Origin of the sequence: Tardiphaga sp. 172_B4_N1_3, from assembly GCF_052076035.1 — a bacterium.
In the GTDB taxonomy this organism is placed as follows: Bacteria; Pseudomonadota; Alphaproteobacteria; order Rhizobiales; family Xanthobacteraceae; genus Tardiphaga; species Tardiphaga robiniae.
Genome location: NZ_CP197238.1, coordinates 1,470,693 through 1,488,921 on the forward strand (window position 1 = coordinate 1,470,693; position 18,229 = coordinate 1,488,921).

Here is an 18,229-nt window from a genome sequence, read left to right on the forward strand (position 1 = left end):
CGGCGTCATGCCGCGGCTGCAACGGGCAGGCTGGCGGCAATCCAGTCATCCATGTCGGCCAGCGCCCGCACGCTCATCGCCTGCTTCTTGGCAACGGTCTTCTCATTGCCGCGCAGCCGCGAGCCGTCGGGCTTTTTGGTCGGCGCCTGAGCCAGCGGCGGGAACAGGCCGAAATTGATATTCATCGGCTGGAACGAGCGCGGGCCTGCATCGACGGTTTCGATGTGGCCGCCGGTGATATGGCCGAGCAACGAGCCCAGCGCCGTCGTCACGGGCGGGGGCGCCAGCGACTGGCGCTTGGCATCGGCCGCGGCATAGAGGCCGGCGATCAGGCCGACGCTGGCGGACTCCACATAGCCTTCGCAGCCGGTCATCTGGCCGGCGAAACGCAGGCGCGGTTGCGCCTTCAGGCGGAGTTGCTCGTCGAGCAGCTTTGGCGAATTCAGGAAGGTGTTGCGATGCAGGCCGCCAAGCCGTGCGAATTCGGCATTCTGCAGGCCGGGGATCATGCGCAGCGCCTGCTGCTGCGGGCCGTATTTCAGCTTCGTCTGGAAGCCGACAATGTTGTAGAGCGTGCCGAGCTTGTTGTCCTGGCGCAGCTGCACGATGGCATAGGGCTTCACGAGGGGATCGCGTGGGTTGGTCAGACCCACAGGCTTCATCGGGCCGTGACGCAGCGTTTCGCGGCCGCGCTCGGCCATCACTTCGATGGGCAGGCAGCCGTCGAAATAGGGCGTGTTGGTTTCCCATTCCTTGAAGTCGGTCTTTTCGCCCGCCAACAGTGCGTCGATGAAGGCGTCATACTGCTCGTGGGTCATCGGGCAGTTGATGTAGTCGGCGCCGGTGCCGCCGGGTCCCACCTTGTCGTAGCGCGACTGGAACCAGGCGATCTCCATGTCGATCGAATCTTTATGAACGATCGGTGCGATGGCATCGAAGAAGGCCAGCGCGTTCTCGTCGGTCAGCCCACGAATGCCGTCCGCGAGCGCTGCGGAGGTCAGCGGCCCTGTCGCGACGATGACATTGCGCCAGTTGGAAGGCGGCAGGCCGGCGACTTCGGCGCGGTCGATGGTGATGAGCGGGTGGTCGTTCAGCGCGTTGGTCACGGCATCGGAGAAGCCGTCGCGGTCGACGGCCAGTGCGCCACCGGCGGGCACCTGGTTGGCGTCGGCGCAGCGCATGATCAGCGAGCCCAGCTTGCGCATCTCGGCGTGGAGCAGGCCGACCGCGTTATTGAGCGCGTCGTCAGAACGGAAGGAATTGGAGCAGACCAGTTCGGCGAGGCCATCGGTGCGATGGGCATCGGTCATCTGGTGCGGCCGCATCTCGTGCAAGATCACGGGGATGCCGGCATTGGCGACCTGCCAGGCGGCTTCCGAGCCGGCGAGGCCCGCGCCGATCACATGGACGCAGTCGTCTGGGTTTGGGGCTGTTGTCATGGCCCCGCATGTAGCGCGTTTCGGCGCGAAGTGGAATTCGCTTCGCGGAAATTCGGCCGGTTAGCCAAAGCTTTGAAGACGCTTTGGTTCGAACGCGTCTGGCTCCGAAGACGGTGTCTTCAGGGAACCACGATTGCGCCCGCGCGAGGCGGGCGCAATCCGTGAAACGTCAGGCAGGACAGATAGAACGTCCTGACGGATCAACCGTTATAGGCGCCAGAAGCAACGCGCGGAATGTCCGAACGGTCGAGACCGATGTCGGAAAGCTCGCGATCGCTGAGCTGGGAGAGTTCGGCAACGTTGCGCTGATAGTCGCGGAACGCCTGGATCATGCGGATGAATGAAAGCAGCATTTGAGTTCTCCTTCGTTAAGCGATTCATCTCTTGCGAGGTGCTTCGCTGTTGAAGTGAATATAGGTGACAATATCGCAGTGCAGCAGTCGAGATGTTGCGATGCAGCTAATCAAGAACTGCATAGCTCGCGCAAGGAATGATTAACCTCTCGGCGCTCGGAGGTGATTTTGCGGGCACAGTGCGTATTGAGGCACCTTTAGTCGGGGCTCTAGGCATTAATTAGTCAGTTAAATCATGCGTTTGAAGATGTTCCAGGGCTCAAATGGATGCCGGAAGCAGAACCGTCCCCATAAGACCTTTCTGGCCTCAATCAGCCAGCGTGCTCGGCGGTTCCTGGTAAGTTCCTGTCCGGTGGCGCTATGCGCGATTCGCATACGAGCATTAGGAGTGAACAGTAAATCATCCTTACGTGAGGCTTGCGAGGCGACTTTTCTCTAAACTGCATGCGTGAAGGCAAATACATATACAACTCGAGGTCCTGCGCGAAACGCGGTTGCTGCTGGCCTCCGGAAGCAAATCAAAAGGCCGATGCTGCGACGTCAGTGAAATCGCGCGAATTACATTTGTGTAAGTTTGTTGCTCGTGATGTCTGAATCGCCAAAAAGCTGAGTGTTCTTGGTGGCGATCACAACCGGCTCACATTCAATTCACTGCGGCTGTTATTTCCTGGATCGCAGCGGGACGTATCAATTCCTTCTACAGAATCCGGCAATGGCGTCGGTTCTGTTGCGAAGGACAAACAAGATGATCACAAGATTACTGGGAGCGGCCGCCATGGCTGCTGTTGTGTTCGCTACGGTGCCGGCTTCGGCTGCACGTATGGAAGGCTGCAGCGGCAGCAACCTGCTGAAAACCGAAACCGCCGTCGAAGCGATGCCGGACGGCGATGCGAAGTGGGTTGCGTTCAAGGAAATGACGGATGCGCAGACCGCGTTGCTCGACAACAAGATGGGCGTGTGTGCTGTCCATCTGACCAGGGCCATGCATGTCGGCATGACGAAGTAAGAGATCACGGGAGGGGCCGCTTGCTGAGGAGCGGACGGCCCTTCCATTATTGTCTGCAGGCTTATGGCTCCTTAGCGAGCTGACTGGCGAAAGTGGCGATGGTCTTTGAATAGACCTCGCTCTTGTTCCACTGCTGAATGACCGCGAAGTTTGCGGTGCCGGGCGCAAAATCCTGATCGCGTTTCCAGCCATAGCTGGCGAGGTAGTTTGCCGTTGAGGCCAGTACATCGGGCGCGCTGCGCAGCAGGTCGCGATGGCCATTGCCGTCGAAGTCGACAGCGAATTTCAGGTAGGACGATGGCATGAATTGCGTCTGGCCGATTTCGCCGGCCCAGGCGCCATGCATCTCGGCAGGCGCGAGATCGCCGCGGTCGACGATGCGCAGGGCATCGAGCAATTCACCGCGAAACATCTCGGCGCGTCGACAATCATATGCGAGCGACGCGATGGCGCGGATGGTCGGGAATTTGCCGACGTTTACGCCATAGTCGGTCTCTAACCCCCAGATCGCCACCAGCACCGGACCGGGCACGCCATATTGCTGTTCGATGCGTCCGAGCACCGAGCCGTAACGCTTCAGCATGTCGCTGCCACGACGCAGCCTTGGCGGCACCATGCGTCCGGAGAATTCCTCGAAGCTTTGTTTGAAGACCTGCTGGCCGCGATCGCGCGATAATACGCTGTTGTCGAGGGTGACGCCGGTCAATGCTGCATCGACGGTCTTCTGCGAAATGCCCTTACCGACGGCTTCCGTCTTGAAGGCGGCGAGCCAACCATCGAAACTGCCTGTGCCGCAGGAGGGCGCAGCAACGGCCGGCGCTAGCGGCGAGATCAGGACTGTACCAAGCAGGAACGTACAAAGCAGGGCGCGCATGGTCTCAAGGCTCTCATTCGATCGTGAATAATGTCGCGACGATATTGCGCGATGAGCCTTCCGGTGAACCACGGCCAAAACAAGGCTTGCGCAGTGATATCAGAACGGCATGACGGCCTCTCGCGCAATTCTGCGAGAGGCCGTCATTGGGCGAGATCAGACTATCGGGTCCACATTACTCGTCGCTGCGCCATTGAAGATGATGAGCTGCCAGCCTTGCGGCGTGGTCAGCACCTGACGCCGTGGCTCACGCTTCGGTGAAAATGTCGTCCGACATTCACAGCGCTGCAATGCAGCGGCCGGGCTTTCGCCTCAATTCAGTCGGACCTTGCTACCGACGTCAAACTGTCTGTCGATGACTTTGCCAACTGGCTTGGACGGTTGGTTTGGGCAGTTGGCTTGGAACGACTCTTCCCCGCAGTCTATCGCGTCGCATTGGCAAGCGAGTGGTGGGCGGATACAAGTATGAACCGGCTGGTGCTGCCGGAACCAAACACGGCACGAATTCTTCAATCTGTCACGAAAGCTATTGGGAGCGACATATGAGCATTTTCGGAAAGATCATGGGCGCGATTTTCGGCACCAGCGCCAGTGCAGCATCCCCTGATGCCGCGCCGGCCGCCGGCGGTTCGGCTCCCGCAGGCGCCGCGCCGATGGACAGTGTTGACGTTGCCGCGATCCTCGACAAGGCCGTGGCGGCCAAGGGCGAAAAGCTGGAATGGAAGACCTCGATCGTCGACCTGATGAAGGCGCTCGACATCGACTCCAGCCTGTCGGCTCGCAAGGATCTCGCCAAGGAGCTCGGTTACACCGGCGACACCAGCGATTCCGCCAGCATGAACATCTGGCTGCACAAGCAGATGATGACCAAGCTCGCTGCCAATGGCGGCAAGCTGCCGGCCGACATCAAGCACTAAGCTTTCCGTTTGTGACGGAGCTGAAGGCCCGCGCTCGCGCGGGCCTTTTTGCTGTGGTATACCAGCACGCATAAATACAAGACCAGAAAACAACAAAACATACGAGGAGAAACGCCATGGACCCCATCAACCGCAGAACGATTCTGACCACCGGTGCCGTTGCCCTGGCTGGCAGCGCATTGGCGGGCGAGGCCGCGCAGGCGCAGGCCGGTCCCAAGGGCATATTCTCGGTCGCGACGGTGACGATCCCCATCGTCGGTGAGACCGACGTGTTTCCGGTGCGCCGCATCTATTGTATCGGTCGCAACTACGCGGCGCATTCCCGCGAGATGGGATCGGACCCGACGCGCGAGCCGCCGTTCTTCTTCCAGAAGCCGACCGATGCGATCCAGAACGTCAAGATCGGCGAGGTCGCCGATCACCCGTATCCGTCGCTCACCAAGAACTATCATTACGAGGTCGAACTCGTCGCCGCGCTGAAATCCGGCGGCACCAATATCCCCGTCGATAAGGCGCTCGACCATGTCTATGGCTATGCTGTCGGACTCGACATGACGCGCCGCGATCTGCAGCGCGCCATGGGCGACGAGAAGAAGCCATGGGAGATCGGCAAGAGTTTTGACCACGCCGCAGTCATCGGCCCGATCCATCCGGTCGCCAAGACCGGACACATGACGAAGGGTCCGATCTCGCTCGCGGTCAATGGCACCGTGAAACAGACCTCCGACCTCGACAAGATGATCTGGAGTGTCGCCGAGCAGATATCGAAACTCTCGGACGCCTTCGAGCTGAAGGCCGGCGACATCATCTATTCCGGCACACCGGAGAATGTTGGCCCGGTCGTGAAAGGCGACGTGCTGCTTTGCAAGATCCAGGGCTTGCCGGACATGTCGATCAAGGTCGTTTGAGGTTTTGCCACACACTTGTCATTCCGGGATGCGCGCAAGTCGGCAGAGCCGACTAAAGCGCAGACCCGGAATCCCGATGCAATGAGAACTCAAAACATTTCCAGATTCCGGGTTCGCGATCGCCAAGTCGCGCTCGCGCCCCGGAAAGACGTGTGTGCGGCTAGCCGACCAGGTCCGCATAGTCCGGATGCTGGCGCAGATAATCCACCACGAACGAACAACCCGCCACGACCTTCAGCCCATCCGCACGGATCAATCCGAGCGCGCCCTTGACCAGTTCTGACGCGATGCCGCGGCCGCGCAGGGCAGGCGGCGTCTCGGTATGCGTGATGATGACGCGATCGCCGGCACGGCGATAATTCGCAAAGGCGACGGAGTCGCCGACATCCAGCTCGAAGCGATTGAGCGCCTTGTTGTTGCGAACGCCGGTCATGCCGCGTCTTTCAGCAAATCCTGATAGTCCGCATGCTTCGCGATATATGCCGCGATGAAGGGGCACTGCGCCACGACCTTCAATCCCTGTGCGCGGACGGCATCGAGCGCGCCGCGGGCAAGCTGTGAGCCGATACCTCTGCCGCCCAATTCCTGCGGCACGACGGTGTGGACGAAGGTGATGGTATCGGACGTCCGGGTATATTCGGAAAAAGCGATATGGCCGTCGACGGCAAGTTCGAAACGGTGAAGCGAAGTATTGTTATAAACCGCGTTGCTCATTCTCATTCCATCCACAGGTGTCCGGGAGAAGGTAACAGTCATTTCTAAACGGGTGCAATGCAGCCGCCGCATGCTTCATCTGATAGGGGAAATCCGTGTCGTCGCGCGGGGCTCTTTGCCGTTCTGCGCGCTGTGAAAAATGGCTTTGGCGTGGCCTTGCAAAGGCAAAGCGGGTTCCTACGTCAATTGTAGACATACGCCCCGAAGCGGCCGGATCGGTCGTTTGACAGTTGGAGTGTCATGCCAACGGCCGCTGACGTATGCCTCTTTTGGAGGAGGTCACGATGTCAGACTCTCGGTTTCTCGGTACGCATCGCACGTGGGAAGACTGGTTTGGCATGGCGCTTGGCGTTCTGATTGCGCTCTCGCCCTGGTTTCCTACGCAGAACGGTCATCAATATACCGGGGGGACCCCCAGCGCCATAATCATTAACACGGTGGCAGTTGGCGTCCTGGTATTTGGCCTTGCACAGCTTGAGTATGTCGCGCTGCAACGCTGGGAGGAGGTGGCCGCGATCATTCTCGGTCTGTGGCTGATCGCCTCGCCACTTTTCTTTGGTTATTCCGGCGACGGCATGCTCAGATTCATCCATACCTGCCTCGGCGGTCTCGTGGTGCTGCTGGCAGCACTGCAGTTGTGGCAAGACTGGGATTTGAGCGATGGGGAAATGGCCCAGCACGGGCAGTGACAACAAGCGATCAGGCCCGCCGGTCTTGTCGTGAGGCCGGCGGGTTTCGTCTGTCTGTGGCCGGCCGTTAGCGTCCTGGCACAGCCAGCGTCGCGATGACTTCGTCGATCCGGGAAAACACATAATTCGGCGTGCGCGCTTTCAGGGCCGCTCCGCTGGTATAGCCCCACGTCACCGCACCGAAATCGATTCCGGCCTCGCGTGCAGCGTCGATATCGCGGATCTCGTCGCCGATGCTGATCGTGTCATCGACAGAGATGCCGGTGAGCTCAAGGATGCGCTGGAATTTCGCCGTCTTGCCGAACAGGCCGGCGCCGCAGGCGAAATAGGCGACGTGCTGATCGAGATCGCCGAGCACGTGTCGGACATTGTCCTCGCTGTCGGAGCTGACGATCGCAATCGTCATGCCACGCGCCTTCAATTCACAGAACATGCGGTCGACGCCGGGGAACAGCGAAATGCGGTCGATCTGCTGCGCCTTGCGCTTGCGCATGTCGCGCGCAATCAACGGGATCCGCCATTTGGCGACACCGAGCAGCCGGATCAGCTCACCGGCGCCGACGCTCCGCAACTCGTCGATGCGGTCGCGTTCGACGCGCTGAAACTTGTGCTTGTCGGCGACGGAATTGATGACGCTGAGGAACCACGAAAAGCTGTCGGACAGGGTCCCGTCGAAATCGAAGATGGCGAGCTTATAGGGCATGGCTGGCAGGCGGGGAGGTGGCCGGGGTCTCGGTCTCGGCTGGATGTTTGGCAGTGGCGGTCACGGGCTGGTTCTCGTCTGAGTCGTGGCCGATATGCGACCCGTCGCAAGGATGATCCCATCAGACCCGGTTTTCAACCCGCATCCGCGCGGCGAAACGATGCACGAGCCGCACGCAAGCGTGCTAAGTCCGTCATTGCCGTTTCATATCACCCGCAGGAGGCCCTCATGGCAGACGATAGACCGAACCAGAAAGGCCCCAACACCAAGAAGAAGCAGAAGTGCAAGAATTGCGAAGGCAAGGGCCTGCTGAAGAAGGGCGAGAAGGTGGTGAAGTGCCAGAGGTGTCACGGGACGGGGCTGAGGTGAGGAGCAGCGCTACCTCTATTGCAATGATACATTAGGGTCCTGGAAATGACTGATCTGCGGTGAATGCCAATCGATCCTCATTTCTTGTGCGTTCATGTTTGTATTCGCGAAGCGTCTGTCACGCGTAGCCACATCTTGTGAAAGTGTGATTGAAACGCAAAAAAATCTACTCGTTCGCGCGACCTACGCTTGCTGCGTTTGAGCACAGTGCGTCTTTGATCATCAACAAAGACTCGCCTTGTAGTTGTGATTGTGAAACGGTCTCGGACGGCTCGTTTCCATCCAGCAATTTGGGGAGTACAGTATGGACGACATTCCAGCAGGTCTAGCCTTGCCCGGATCATTCGCCAGCGCGACCGTGGCACCGACATTGAGTCCAAGCCCTATCGTTGATGACGCCGTTCTCATTAAGGCCAGTTGGTCGGGTGGCTCTGGCTTCGTCCATTTTTATGGTGGCTCGCAATGGCCGTCCGGAGGCGGCATGCCGCTCGTACAGGACAAATCCCAGGCGACCCAATGGCAGTTACATGATTGGGACCCCAATCAGAAGAACGGCTATCTCAAAACATGGTTCGGCGATTGGGCCGCGTGGTCATGGTTGTCTTGGGTCAGGGGCGGAGGAGCATTGCCGTCTGGGCTCCCCGTTCAAGCCAGGTATCGGGCATCAGCTGTTAGATGGCAGTTGAAGGACGATGGTCTTCTAGTCCCCATGGATATGCCGGACCACAGGCTCGGCATCTATCCCGGCAATACATACTTTACGTACAGCCTCAACCCGGACACCAATCCTCTTCAGTGCAGCATCGAGCCGGTCTGAGGCATCCATGATGGAATGCTCTACACTTTAAAGCAGATGACTTACATTACGTCATGGCCGGGCGTGTCCCGGCCATTCACGTCCTGCGGACGCGCGTAAACGCACTCTTCTACTCCGCCGCCTCGCTCGCCTGCTTCCGCTTCTTCGGCTTCCCCGCCTTCTCCAGCACCGGTTTCAAAAACTTCCCCGTATAGCTGCGCGGTGCCTTGACGATATCTTCCGGCGGGCCCCAGGCGACAATCTCGCCGCCGCCGTCGCCGCCTTCGGGGCCGAGGTCGATGACCCAGTCGGCGGTCTTGATGACTTCGAGATTGTGCTCGATCACCACCACCGTGTTGCCCTGCGCCACCAGCTCATGCAGCACTTCCAGCAGTTTGGCGACGTCGTGGAAGTGGAGTCCCGTGGTCGGCTCGTCGAGAATGTAAAGTGTGCGACCGGTCGCGCGCTTGCTCAGCTCCTTGGCGAGCTTCACGCGCTGCGCTTCGCCGCCGGATAGCGTCGTCGCCTGCTGGCCGACATGGATGTAATCCAATCCAACGCGGTGCAGGGTTTTAAAAGTCTCGCGCACGCGCGGCACCGCCTTGAAGAAGTCGGCGGCTTCTTCCACGGTCATGTCGAGTACGTCGGCGATCGACTTGCCCTTGAACAGGACTTCCAGCGTCTCGCGGTTGTAGCGCTTGCCCTTGCAGGTATCGCAGGTGACATAGACGTCGGGCAGGAAGTGCATCTCGATCTTGATGACGCCGTCGCCCTGGCAGGCCTCGCAGCGGCCGCCCTTGACGTTGAACGAGAAGCGGCCGGCCTCGTAGCCGCGCGCCTTGGATTCCGGCAGGCCGGCAAACCATTCGCGGATCGGCGTGAAGGCGCCGGTATAGGTCGCCGGATTGGAACGCGGGGTGCGGCCGATCGGCGACTGGTCGATCTCGATGATCTTGTCGATATGCTCCAGGCCCTCGATGCGGTCATGCGGCGCGGCGCCTTCGCTGGCGCCGTTGAGCTTGCGCGCGATGGCCTTGTAGAGCGTGTCGATCAGCAGCGTCGACTTGCCGCCGCCGGAGACGCCGGTGACTGCGGTGAACAGCCCGAGCGGGACTTCCGCCGAGACATTCTTGAGATTGTTGCCACGCGCATTGATCACCTTGATGGTGCGGCGATGGTTCGGCGTACGACGCTCCGGCACCGGCACCGACATTTCGCCGGTGAGATATTTGCCGGTCAGCGACTTCGGATTCTTCATCACCTCCTGGGGCGTGCCCTGGGCGACGATATTGCCGCCATGGGTGCCGGCGCCGGGGCCGACATCGACCACGTAATCGGCGGCGATCACCGCGTCCTCGTCATGCTCGACCACGATCACGGTATTGCCGAGATCGCGCAGCCGCCGCAGCGTGTCGAGCAGCCGCGCATTGTCGCGCTGATGCAGACCGATCGAGGGCTCGTCGAGCACATAGAGCACGCCGGTCAGGCCCGAGCCGATCTGGGACGCCAGGCGAATACGCTGGCTCTCGCCGCCCGACAGCGTGCCGGATGAGCGCGCCAGCGTGAGATAGTTGAGACCGACATCGAGCAGGAAGGAGAGGCGCTCGCGGATCTCCTTGAGGATGCGGACGGCGATCTCGTTCTGCTGCTTGTTGAGCAGATCCGGCACGGTCTCAAACCAGTCGCCGGCCTTGCGCACCGACATTTCCGAGATGTTGCCGATATGCTTGCCGCCGATCTTCACACTGAGCGCTTCGGGCTTCAGCCGATAACCCTCGCAGGCATCGCAGGGCACGTCGGAAAAATACTTGCCGAGTTCTTCGCGCGCCCATTCGCTTTCGGTCTCGCGGAAGCGGCGGTCGATATTGGTGACGACGCCCTCGAACGGCTTTTTGGTGTCGTAGGAGCGCACGCCGTCTTCATAGGAGAACTTGATCTCGTCATCGCCGGAGCCGTGCAGGATGGCGTTCTGCGTCTTCTTCGGCAGGTCCTTCCATTTGGTGTCGAGCGTGAACTTGTAGAACTTGCCGAGTGCCGTCAGCGTCTGCACGTAATAGGGAGACGACGACTTAGCCCAGGGCGCGATGGCGCCCTTGCGCAGTGTCAGCTCCTTGTCGGGAATGACCAGATCAGCATCGATGGTCTGCTCGACACCGAGGCCACCGCATTTCGGACAGGCGCCATAGGGGTTGTTGAAAGAGAACAGGCGCGGTTCGATCTCGGGGATAGTGAAGCCGGAGACCGGGCAGGCGAACTTCTCGGAAAACAGGATGCGCTCGGCACCTGTCTTGTCGTGAATCTTCGCGACCTTCTTGTCGGATTTCTTGTCGTCCGCGGGAGCGGCAGGCGCGTCGGCATATTCGATGACCGCAAGACCTTCGGCGAGCTTCAGTGCGGTCTCGAAACTTTCCGCGAGGCGCTGGCCGATATCCGGCCTGACAACGATGCGATCGACGACGACGTCGATGTCATGCGGAAACTTCTTGTCGAGTACGGGCGCTTCGGCGAGTTCATGGAAGGTGCCGTCGATCTTGACGCGCTGAAAACCCTTCTTGAGATATTCGGCCAGTTCCTTGCGATACTCGCCCTTGCGGCCGCGCACCACCGGCGCCAGCAGATACAACCGCGTGCCTTCCGGCAGCGCCAGCACGCGGTCGACCATCATCGACACGGTCTGGCTTTCGATCGGCAGGCCGGTCGCCGGCGAATAGGGAATGCCGACGCGCGCCCACAGCAAGCGCATGTAATCGTAGATCTCGGTGACGGTGCCGACGGTCGAGCGTGGGTTCTTCGAGGTGGTCTTCTGCTCGATGGAGATGGCCGGCGACAGGCCGTCGATCTGGTCGACATCCGGCTTCTGCATCATCTCGAGGAATTGCCGGGCGTAAGCCGACAGCGACTCCACGTAGCGGCGCTGGCCTTCGGCATAGATCGTATCGAAGGCGAGGGACGACTTGCCGGAGCCGGACAGGCCGGTGAACACCACCAGCTTGTCGCGCGGGATCGTCAGGTCGACATTCTTGAGATTGTGCTCGCGGGCGCCGCGGATGGTGATGCTGCGCATGTTCGCGGCGGCCTGCTGCCGCTTCGCCTTGATGATCTCGTCCATAACAGGCAATTCCCCAGCGCGCGAGGCGCGCTCATCCGGGCGCGCACCGCCGGCCGGGCCGGGATCAACGCCGATTGATTGTCATCGGAACATAGGAAGAACGAGGACGGATTTCCAGTGCTCCGCAGCAACGATCAACGGTTTGTTGGCGGAGGGGTTGCGAGGCAAGGCTGCAAATCGACGGCCTGCGCAGGGCACGTCTTCCGGTATCGGGCTCATGCCAGCGGACTGCCAATCGGGAGCGCGTCAGGTCTGAGCGAGGTGCCGGTGCCAGCAAAAAGCCCGGCGCGAGGCCGGGCTAAGTTTGTCGGAATGAGGGAAGGCGGTCGCAGTTCTCAGTACTTGGCGATGACAGGGCCGCCCCACTTGTAGTTGATGCGGGCGGTGATGACGTCGACGTCCTGGCTGATGCGATCGATACGCGAGGTCACAGGAAGTGTCACAGCGGTGAAGCTGTTGCTGCTGGTCTCCATGAACAGATGGTCGTATTCGACCGCGAAGGACCAGTTTGGCGTGAAGCCATATTCCAGGCCAACGCCAACCGTACCGCCCCAGCGGGTTTCCTTGGCGTTGTCGAATACGACATTGGTTCCCACGGTGTAGCCCTGATACTTGTCGCTCGTCACGGCAGCGCCGCCCTTCACGTAAAGAAGGGTGTTGTTCCAGGCGTAACCGATCTGGCCGGTGAACAGGCCGAAGGCTTCGATCTTGGACCGGTTACCGGTCGTACCGAGTACGAGCTGGCTGACATTCGAGCCCTTGAAGTCTGCCCAGTTGCCCTGTGCTTCCAGACCGAACACCCAAGCAGCGCTCTGCCAGCGATAGCCGATCTGACCGCCAGCCGTGCCGCCGCTTGCGTCATGGCATCCCTCGCTGAAGGCCAGTGCGGCACCGAGAACCTGGGTCGTGTCCCAGCATTTGCGGCTCGTTCCCCAACCGCCGTTGCCGCCGATATAGAAACCGGTCCAGTCATAGACGACGGCGATCATCGGAGGCGCCTTGGTGTAGGGCCGTGCCGCGAGATCGGCCGCAGAAGCGGACGTTGCCGAGCCGAGAACAGCGAGGGCGGCGGATGCGAGCAGAATTTTCTTCATGGCATGCTCCCCTTGTGAGTGTTTCAACTCTAGCGCGATTCAGGCGATCAGGCTGTGCCTTCCTTGCAACGGAGAAAAACAAACGCAATAGTTGCGTGAAAATTCGCGCGCTACAGTCGTGGGTAGTATTCGACCGCAGGCGATGGGTTAGCTCTCAATCTCTCCGGAATCCGGGCTTCCAGCCAAACGAAAAAGGCCGGCGTTTCCGCCGGCCTTTCCGTAGTCACGAGCCTGAAATCAGGCGCGAAGCTCAGTACTTTTAAAGCTCAGTACTTGGCGACAACCGGGCCACCCCAGTTGAAGCGGTAGTTCAGGCCAGCCTTGACGGTGTGCTCGTCGTTGCGGGACGACAGGCCGACGATGCCAACCGGCGACGGAGCAGCGAAAGTGGTCTTGCCGAAGTCGTAGTACTGGTACTCAACCTTGCCCGACCAGTTCTGGGTGAACAGGTATTCGAGGCCAGCGCCGACGGTGTAACCGTCATGCTTGGTGCCAGCTGCGAAGGCCACCGGAACGGCGCCAACGGTCGTGACCAGCGATTCGCTGTAGTCGGAGTAAGCGTAGCCGCCCTTCACGTAGAGCAGTGCCGGACCCCAGGTGTAACCGATGCGACCGGTGACCGAGGCGAGGCCCTTCTGGTTCAGATTGTAGGTGACGCCAGCCGGAACGAAAGCGACATTGGTGTTGTTCGAACCAACCCAGCTGTACTGACCTTCGATGCCGAACACCCAGTTCGGAGCGAACTGGTAGTCATAGCCGATCTGCACGCCGCCGAGGAAACGGCCGTCCGAATTGTCGGAAGTGCCGCCGAAGCCGTTCGAGCCGTTGAAGGCGCCGCCGACGTGACCGCCGATGTAAAAACCGGTCCAGTTGTAGATCGGGGCCGGAACATAGGCCGGAGCCTTGGTGTAGGGACGAGCGGCCAGGTCAGCGGCCATTGCCGGAACCGAAGCGCCCAGAGCGATCAGAGCAACCGTGCCCAACAGAAACTTCTTCATGTGAATTCTCCCCAAAATTGCTTCGCGTCGGCGAAGCCTCGTGTCCCGGCGCAAGCGCCAAATGCAATTCAGTGATCGAAATATACGCAAGTCTGCCAAAAAGTCCGTCACCCAAATAGCACACTCGTCTTCGATGTTTGGCCGTTTCTAAGTTAATGAAAGGTATATGAATTTTGGCCGGGCGCGGTTCCCTTCGGGTTCCACTATTGCTCGACTCAGACGCGACAGCGACGACTCGGCACTTCGTCATCGCCCAACAATTCGCCAAGGGGTGTCCTTGAGAACAAAAATGGAACATGCTATATGGGAGGACGATCATATAAGAGATCGTGGATAACCCGGTCACGGGGGCCTGCGCGGGAGCGCGGACCGTATAGGGTCCCATCATCAGCGGCGTTTGCGCGCGGGCCAGGGCCTGCGCCGGCGCCCAATCAGCAATTCAGATTCGAGAGTAGGAGAGTGGCATGGCGGGTAGCGTCAACAAGGTGATTTTGGTCGGCAATCTCGGCAAGGATCCAGAAGTCCGCCGGATGCAGAACGGCAACCCGGTCGTCAACCTGACCGTCGCGACCTCGGATACCTGGCGCGACAAGGGCACCGGCGAGCGCAAGGAAAAGACCGAGTGGCACCGCGTCGTGATTTTCAGCGAAGGTCTCGCCAAGGTCGCCGAGCAGTATCTGAAGAAGGGCGCCAAGGTTTATATCGAAGGCGCGCTGCAGACCCGCAAATGGACTGATCCGCAGGGGGTCGAGAAATACTCCACCGAGATCGTGCTGCAGGGCTTCAACTCGACGCTGACCATGCTCGACGGCAAGGGCGGCGGCGCGGGTGGTGGCGGCGGTTACGGCGGCGATGACATGGGCGACAGCTTCGGCGGCGGCCAGTCGAGCGCTCCGCCGCAGCGCCGCGTGGCCGCACCGGCCGGCGGTGGTGGCCGCGGCAGCGACATGGATGACGACATCCCGTTCTGACTGTTGGTTGGAGCTGTGTGTAAACTAAAAAACGCTTTCGTCGCTTCTTCAATGACTTAGCGTTTTTCAGCTTCCGGATTGCCGACGAGACTCGAATCAGATTCTGTGGGGCCCGCTTGTGTAAACAAGGGGGGCTTTCGTTTGATAAATCAACGCATTGCCAGCCGATTTCGCGTAAAGCCCGTTGTAATGGAGGGCGGCGAGAGGTTTGGGCTTCTCTTGGACAGGGAGAGCGGGCTGCCGGACCCTTGGGCTAGCTGAGCACAACATTCGCATGATGGCCGCGCTCGTTGAGCCGCTTGCACAGCGCGTGGGCGAAGGTGGTCTTTCCTGCGGCTGCCGGGCCAAAGAACTCGATGATCATGCTCCCGAACCTCAAGAGGTTTTTGGTGCCTGCACGATTCGCCGAGGGTCCTGCACCTGAGGAAACAGGCGTTCCCGCTTTCGCGCCGCGACAATAAAACTCTCCGCCAATAATCCCGGCACCTTGAGCCTCCGGCACGCCTTTTCGAATGGCTCGATCAGCGCCTCGCAGAGATGTGGAAACAACCGGCCCGGTCGCGGGAGATAGCCGTAATACGTGCTCTCCACGACCTCAAATCCCTCATCCGACAGCAGGCTTGAAAATTGATACAAAGTCAGGGTGTGTCGAGGTCTGCTCGGATATGCCCAGTTCAGGACACGACTGAACGACCCGATGGGTGACGTTGCATTGAGCTGGATATTGCACACCAATACGCCGTCGTTGCGAAGATGCCGATAGATCGCCCGCAATGCGTCGCGCCTAAGCGTGTCTTCTGCATTCAAGAAGAACCGAAATGCGGTGGCAACGTCAAATGTCTGTTCGAGAGGAACCTTGGTGACGTCGACGCATAGCAGCGTCACGTTGTCTGGCACCGAAGCTGCCGAAAGCATCGCTTCTGACACATCGACCCCGACAACCGAGCCGAACAACCGAGCGGCGACCTTCGCAATGCGTCCGGTTCCGCAGGCGAAGTCGAGGCTTGTTCGCTGTGGCCCTCCGAGCCGGCGCAGAATGCTTTCGAGCAAGGGCTGTTCGACGTCCCGCCACAATGCCGCGCAATGGCCCACCTCGAAGGTGCTGACGTAGTCGGCAACGACATCAACCGACTGGTGGCTCGCGCGATAGCTGAACGTGTCTCCGTTGAGCATAAGGATATGTCCCTCGAGTCCGCCGACGCTAACCTCGATGTCGGGACGACGTCTTCATGCATTCGCACGATGCCGGAACGGAGCGGCAGGCGTGATCCGACTAGTCGACGGGCGGCAGTCCGCGGATCCGAACAGTCATTCAAATGAACGTTGGTGTGGTTTGTAATCCGGCTAAGCTCTGACCTGCAGGTAAATGACAGCTTGTTCCGAGGCGCTGGGCATTCCACCATGATCATCGAGTTATTTGGGCCGCCTGGTGCAGGCAAGACCACACTTCTTCGCGGCCTCTGCCGGGGGCTGGCGCAAGAAGGCATCAACCTGAAGACAGTGAACGGTTATCGCCTGATTGAATATGCGTCGGCCCAGGATGACGGCCCGGAGACGCGCCATGGCATTGGGCGTATTGGCAGAAAGATTGCCACCTCCGGTCCTGTCTTGCTATCGACCCTGCCGAAGGACGGTGTCGCGGCGCGGCTTCTAGCATCAATCCCGCTACGAAGCCGCACATGGTCATGGCGCATGAAGGTCGACATCGCTCTACTGTGCGAATCTTGGCGTAAAGCGCAGGAATCGGAAGGTTACTTCATTTTTGAAGAAGGCCTGATCCAGGCATTGTGTGCGCTAGTTTTGCTGGCGCGAACTCCAAGCATTGACGTGGTTCGTGACTGCCTAGCGTTCCTGCCGCGACCGGACCTGCTTGTCCAGCTCGATGCGCCGCAGGAAACGTTGCGCCGCCGTCTTACGGATCGGCATGCGCACCAGCCGCTCATCGAAGTCCTCCTGTTCGAACTCGGCGTGGACAGGGGCTTGAAGCAGGCCAATATCTCAAGGGAGATCGGCGAGTGCTTGCGCCGGGACGGATGGTCCTTGATACAAGTCAACGGTGCCGACCCCCTCAATTTCGATAAGGTCATCACGCGAGTCCTGGGAGAGCATATCAATGAGACCGTCCTGGGTGACCAAGGCGATAAAAGCCAAACCACTGGATTAGCTGGCAACTGTGAACTTGATGGATCTCAACATTTCGCACGGGGGCCTGGTGGCAGCATCTGACGCTCGCTCACGATTTGAATCATTGCGTGGTCGAGCCCCGGTCCGCCCGGAGCGAGGCATGGATACTTTGGGTCGCCTCGACTAGTGCGGTCCCCTGTCTCGGAGAGCCTTGCGTCCGAAACCAACCATTCAGCCACGATCAGCCCGTGAGGCGCGCACGAAACAAGGTGCAGCCGTCCGCCAGGCGCGACCTGGAGATATCCCGGAATCCAGCCTCGGTCACCGGCGCGCTCCTCGACCGCCTCACGCATCACGTCCATAACCACATATAACCCTTCTGATCTGCTGTCAGGACGTCCTGAACTTCTGCATCGCGCGCTGTGAGCTGATTGCTCGCAGCGCGTTTTGCTTTTTTGAGGGGACGGTTAGCTGCGGCAACGTGGCGGCAATATGATCTTTACAATGGAAAGATTTCTGCGATGGTGAGCTGACTCTGCCTGCTGAATGCGAGGGCCACCATGTCGCTGCAGCCGTTGCTTGATGCCGTTGCCCCGATCCCGCTGCATGCTTTTGCGGCCATGGCCGCATTCGTGCTCGGTGTCGTTCAATTGATCGCGCCCAAGGGCACGCTGCCACACAAGACGCTCGGCTGGATCTGGGTGGCGTTGCTCGCCACCGTTGCGATCAGTTCGTTTGGGATCCACGGCCATAGCTACCGGCTCTGGCGAGACTGGAGCCCGATCCACCTGCTGTCGATCATCGCGCCGGTGATGCTGGTGGTCGGAGTGGTCGCCGCACGCCGGCACCGCGTCAGGGCGCATGCCATCACCATGATTTCGATCTTCGCCGGCGCCCTGGTGATCGCCGGCGTGTTCACGCTCGTGCCCGGCCGGGTCATGCACACCGTAGTCTTCGGTCGCTAGATTGCTGCAAGACGGCCGCATGATTTTCGCAAGATTCGGCGGGTTCGGGCTGGCTTATTCGGGGCCACTTCACAAGCCCTGTACAGCTCCCGTAAGCATTTGAAAAATCAGCAGGAAAATAGAGCCGCGGGCGTTGTCTGCGGGGTGGCTTGAAGCCGCGCGATGCGCTATATGATTCCCAGCAAAACCTGACCGGAAAT

General features: G+C 60.0%; 19 protein-coding genes. 9 read left to right on the forward strand and 10 right to left on the reverse strand.

All coding sequences use genetic code 11. The annotated features are described in order from the left end of the window. Positions 1-5: 5 nt before the first annotated feature. Positions 6-1,439 carry a methylenetetrahydrofolate--tRNA-(uracil(54)-C(5))-methyltransferase (FADH(2)-oxidizing) TrmFO gene (trmFO, locus tag AB7783_RS06660; protein ID WP_441277163.1) on the reverse strand — a complete coding sequence of 478 codons (1,434 nt, stop codon included), beginning with the start codon at positions 1,437-1,439 and terminating at the stop codon, positions 6-8. A gap of 200 nt (positions 1,440-1,639) precedes the next feature. Further along, the gene (locus AB7783_RS06665) at positions 1,640-1,792 is read right to left on the reverse strand and encodes a DUF1127 domain-containing protein (RefSeq protein ID WP_081421766.1); all 153 of its coding nucleotides are present in this window, start codon (positions 1,790-1,792) and stop codon (positions 1,640-1,642) included. A gap of 775 nt (positions 1,793-2,567) precedes the next feature. Between AB7783_RS06665 and AB7783_RS06670 the strand changes: the two genes are divergently transcribed. Further along, positions 2,568-2,798: a hypothetical protein gene (locus AB7783_RS06670; protein ID WP_320444061.1), complete on the forward strand. Its 231-nt coding sequence runs from the start codon at positions 2,568-2,570 to the stop codon at positions 2,796-2,798. Between the two features lie 61 nt (positions 2,799-2,859). Here the strand turns inward: AB7783_RS06670 and AB7783_RS06675 are convergent, their stop codons facing one another. Next, a complete protein-coding gene (locus AB7783_RS06675) occupies positions 2,860-3,672 on the reverse strand; it encodes a lytic murein transglycosylase (protein ID WP_175367032.1) in 813 nt (270 codons plus the stop codon). Positions 3,673-4,214: 542 nt separating this feature from the next. On the opposite strand from AB7783_RS06675, the gene AB7783_RS06680 reads away from it, so the two are divergent. Both AB7783_RS06680 and AB7783_RS06685 read left to right on the forward strand, forming a co-directional pair. Further along, entirely contained in the window at positions 4,215-4,589 is a 375-nt protein-coding gene (locus AB7783_RS06680; RefSeq protein ID WP_089264465.1) for a DUF3597 domain-containing protein, read from the forward strand. A 116-nt stretch (positions 4,590-4,705) separates the two neighbouring features. Then, on the forward strand, positions 4,706-5,497 hold the full coding sequence (locus AB7783_RS06685) for a fumarylacetoacetate hydrolase family protein (RefSeq protein ID WP_441229522.1): 792 nt from the start codon (positions 4,706-4,708) through the stop codon (positions 5,495-5,497). Positions 5,498-5,657: 160 nt separating this feature from the next. Here AB7783_RS06685 and AB7783_RS06690 read toward each other — a convergent pair whose 3' ends face one another. Next, positions 5,658-5,930: a GNAT family N-acetyltransferase gene (locus tag AB7783_RS06690; protein WP_441277164.1), complete on the reverse strand. Its 273-nt coding sequence runs from the start codon at positions 5,928-5,930 to the stop codon at positions 5,658-5,660. Then, on the reverse strand, positions 5,927-6,211 hold the full coding sequence (locus tag AB7783_RS06695; RefSeq protein ID WP_120289883.1) for a GNAT family N-acetyltransferase: 285 nt from the start codon (positions 6,209-6,211) through the stop codon (positions 5,927-5,929). Before AB7783_RS06695 ends, AB7783_RS06690 begins: the two co-directional genes overlap by 4 nt. Before the next feature lie 284 nt (positions 6,212-6,495). Here AB7783_RS06695 and AB7783_RS06700 point away from each other — a divergent pair, with 284 nt between their 5' ends. Beyond that, entirely contained in the window at positions 6,496-6,900 is a 405-nt protein-coding gene (locus AB7783_RS06700; protein WP_089264717.1) for an SPW repeat domain-containing protein, read from the forward strand. A 67-nt stretch (positions 6,901-6,967) separates the two neighbouring features. Here the strand turns inward: AB7783_RS06700 and AB7783_RS06705 are convergent, their stop codons facing one another. After that, complete coding sequence (locus AB7783_RS06705; protein WP_089264461.1) at positions 6,968-7,603, reverse strand: HAD-IA family hydrolase; 636 nt, start codon at positions 7,601-7,603, stop codon at positions 6,968-6,970. A 228-nt stretch (positions 7,604-7,831) separates the two neighbouring features. Here AB7783_RS06705 and AB7783_RS06710 point away from each other — a divergent pair, with 228 nt between their 5' ends. Together AB7783_RS06710 and AB7783_RS06715 are read left to right on the forward strand one after the other, a co-directional pair. Next, entirely contained in the window at positions 7,832-7,972 is a 141-nt protein-coding gene (locus AB7783_RS06710; protein ID WP_165826921.1) for a hypothetical protein, read from the forward strand. Between the two features lie 304 nt (positions 7,973-8,276). Beyond that, the gene (locus AB7783_RS06715) at positions 8,277-8,789 is read left to right on the forward strand and encodes a hypothetical protein (RefSeq protein WP_175367025.1); all 513 of its coding nucleotides are present in this window, start codon (positions 8,277-8,279) and stop codon (positions 8,787-8,789) included. Positions 8,790-8,898: 109 nt separating this feature from the next. On the opposite strand, the gene uvrA is transcribed toward AB7783_RS06715, so the two are convergent. The 3 genes from uvrA to AB7783_RS06730 all read right to left on the reverse strand — a co-directional run bounded on the left by uvrA (position 8,899) and on the right by AB7783_RS06730 (position 13,969). Beyond that, complete coding sequence (uvrA, locus tag AB7783_RS06720) at positions 8,899-11,877, reverse strand: excinuclease ABC subunit UvrA (protein ID WP_441277165.1); 2,979 nt, start codon at positions 11,875-11,877, stop codon at positions 8,899-8,901. 335 nt (positions 11,878-12,212) lie between these two features. After that, positions 12,213-12,971, reverse strand: coding sequence for an outer membrane protein (locus tag AB7783_RS06725; protein ID WP_441277166.1), 759 nt, complete (start codon positions 12,969-12,971; stop codon positions 12,213-12,215). Positions 12,972-13,237: 266 nt separating this feature from the next. Further along, positions 13,238-13,969 (reverse strand): outer membrane protein, encoded by a 732-nt coding sequence (locus AB7783_RS06730; protein ID WP_120289875.1) that lies wholly within the window; start codon positions 13,967-13,969, stop codon positions 13,238-13,240. Between the two features lie 464 nt (positions 13,970-14,433). On the opposite strand from AB7783_RS06730, the gene AB7783_RS06735 reads away from it, so the two are divergent. Continuing rightward, positions 14,434-14,940 (forward strand): single-stranded DNA-binding protein, encoded by a 507-nt coding sequence (locus tag AB7783_RS06735; protein WP_089264456.1) that lies wholly within the window; start codon positions 14,434-14,436, stop codon positions 14,938-14,940. A gap of 375 nt (positions 14,941-15,315) precedes the next feature. Here AB7783_RS06735 and AB7783_RS06740 read toward each other — a convergent pair whose 3' ends face one another. Next, on the reverse strand, positions 15,316-16,113 hold the full coding sequence (locus AB7783_RS06740) for a class I SAM-dependent methyltransferase (RefSeq protein ID WP_441277167.1): 798 nt from the start codon (positions 16,111-16,113) through the stop codon (positions 15,316-15,318). Between the two features lie 228 nt (positions 16,114-16,341). Between AB7783_RS06740 and AB7783_RS06745 the strand changes: the two genes are divergently transcribed. Both AB7783_RS06745 and AB7783_RS06750 read left to right on the forward strand, forming a co-directional pair. Further along, the gene (locus tag AB7783_RS06745) at positions 16,342-17,166 is read left to right on the forward strand and encodes a sulfate adenylyltransferase (RefSeq protein ID WP_244528261.1); all 825 of its coding nucleotides are present in this window, start codon (positions 16,342-16,344) and stop codon (positions 17,164-17,166) included. A gap of 458 nt (positions 17,167-17,624) precedes the next feature. Then, entirely contained in the window at positions 17,625-18,029 is a 405-nt protein-coding gene (locus AB7783_RS06750; protein WP_439088888.1) for a DUF2306 domain-containing protein, read from the forward strand. Positions 18,030-18,229: the final 200 nt, after the last annotated feature.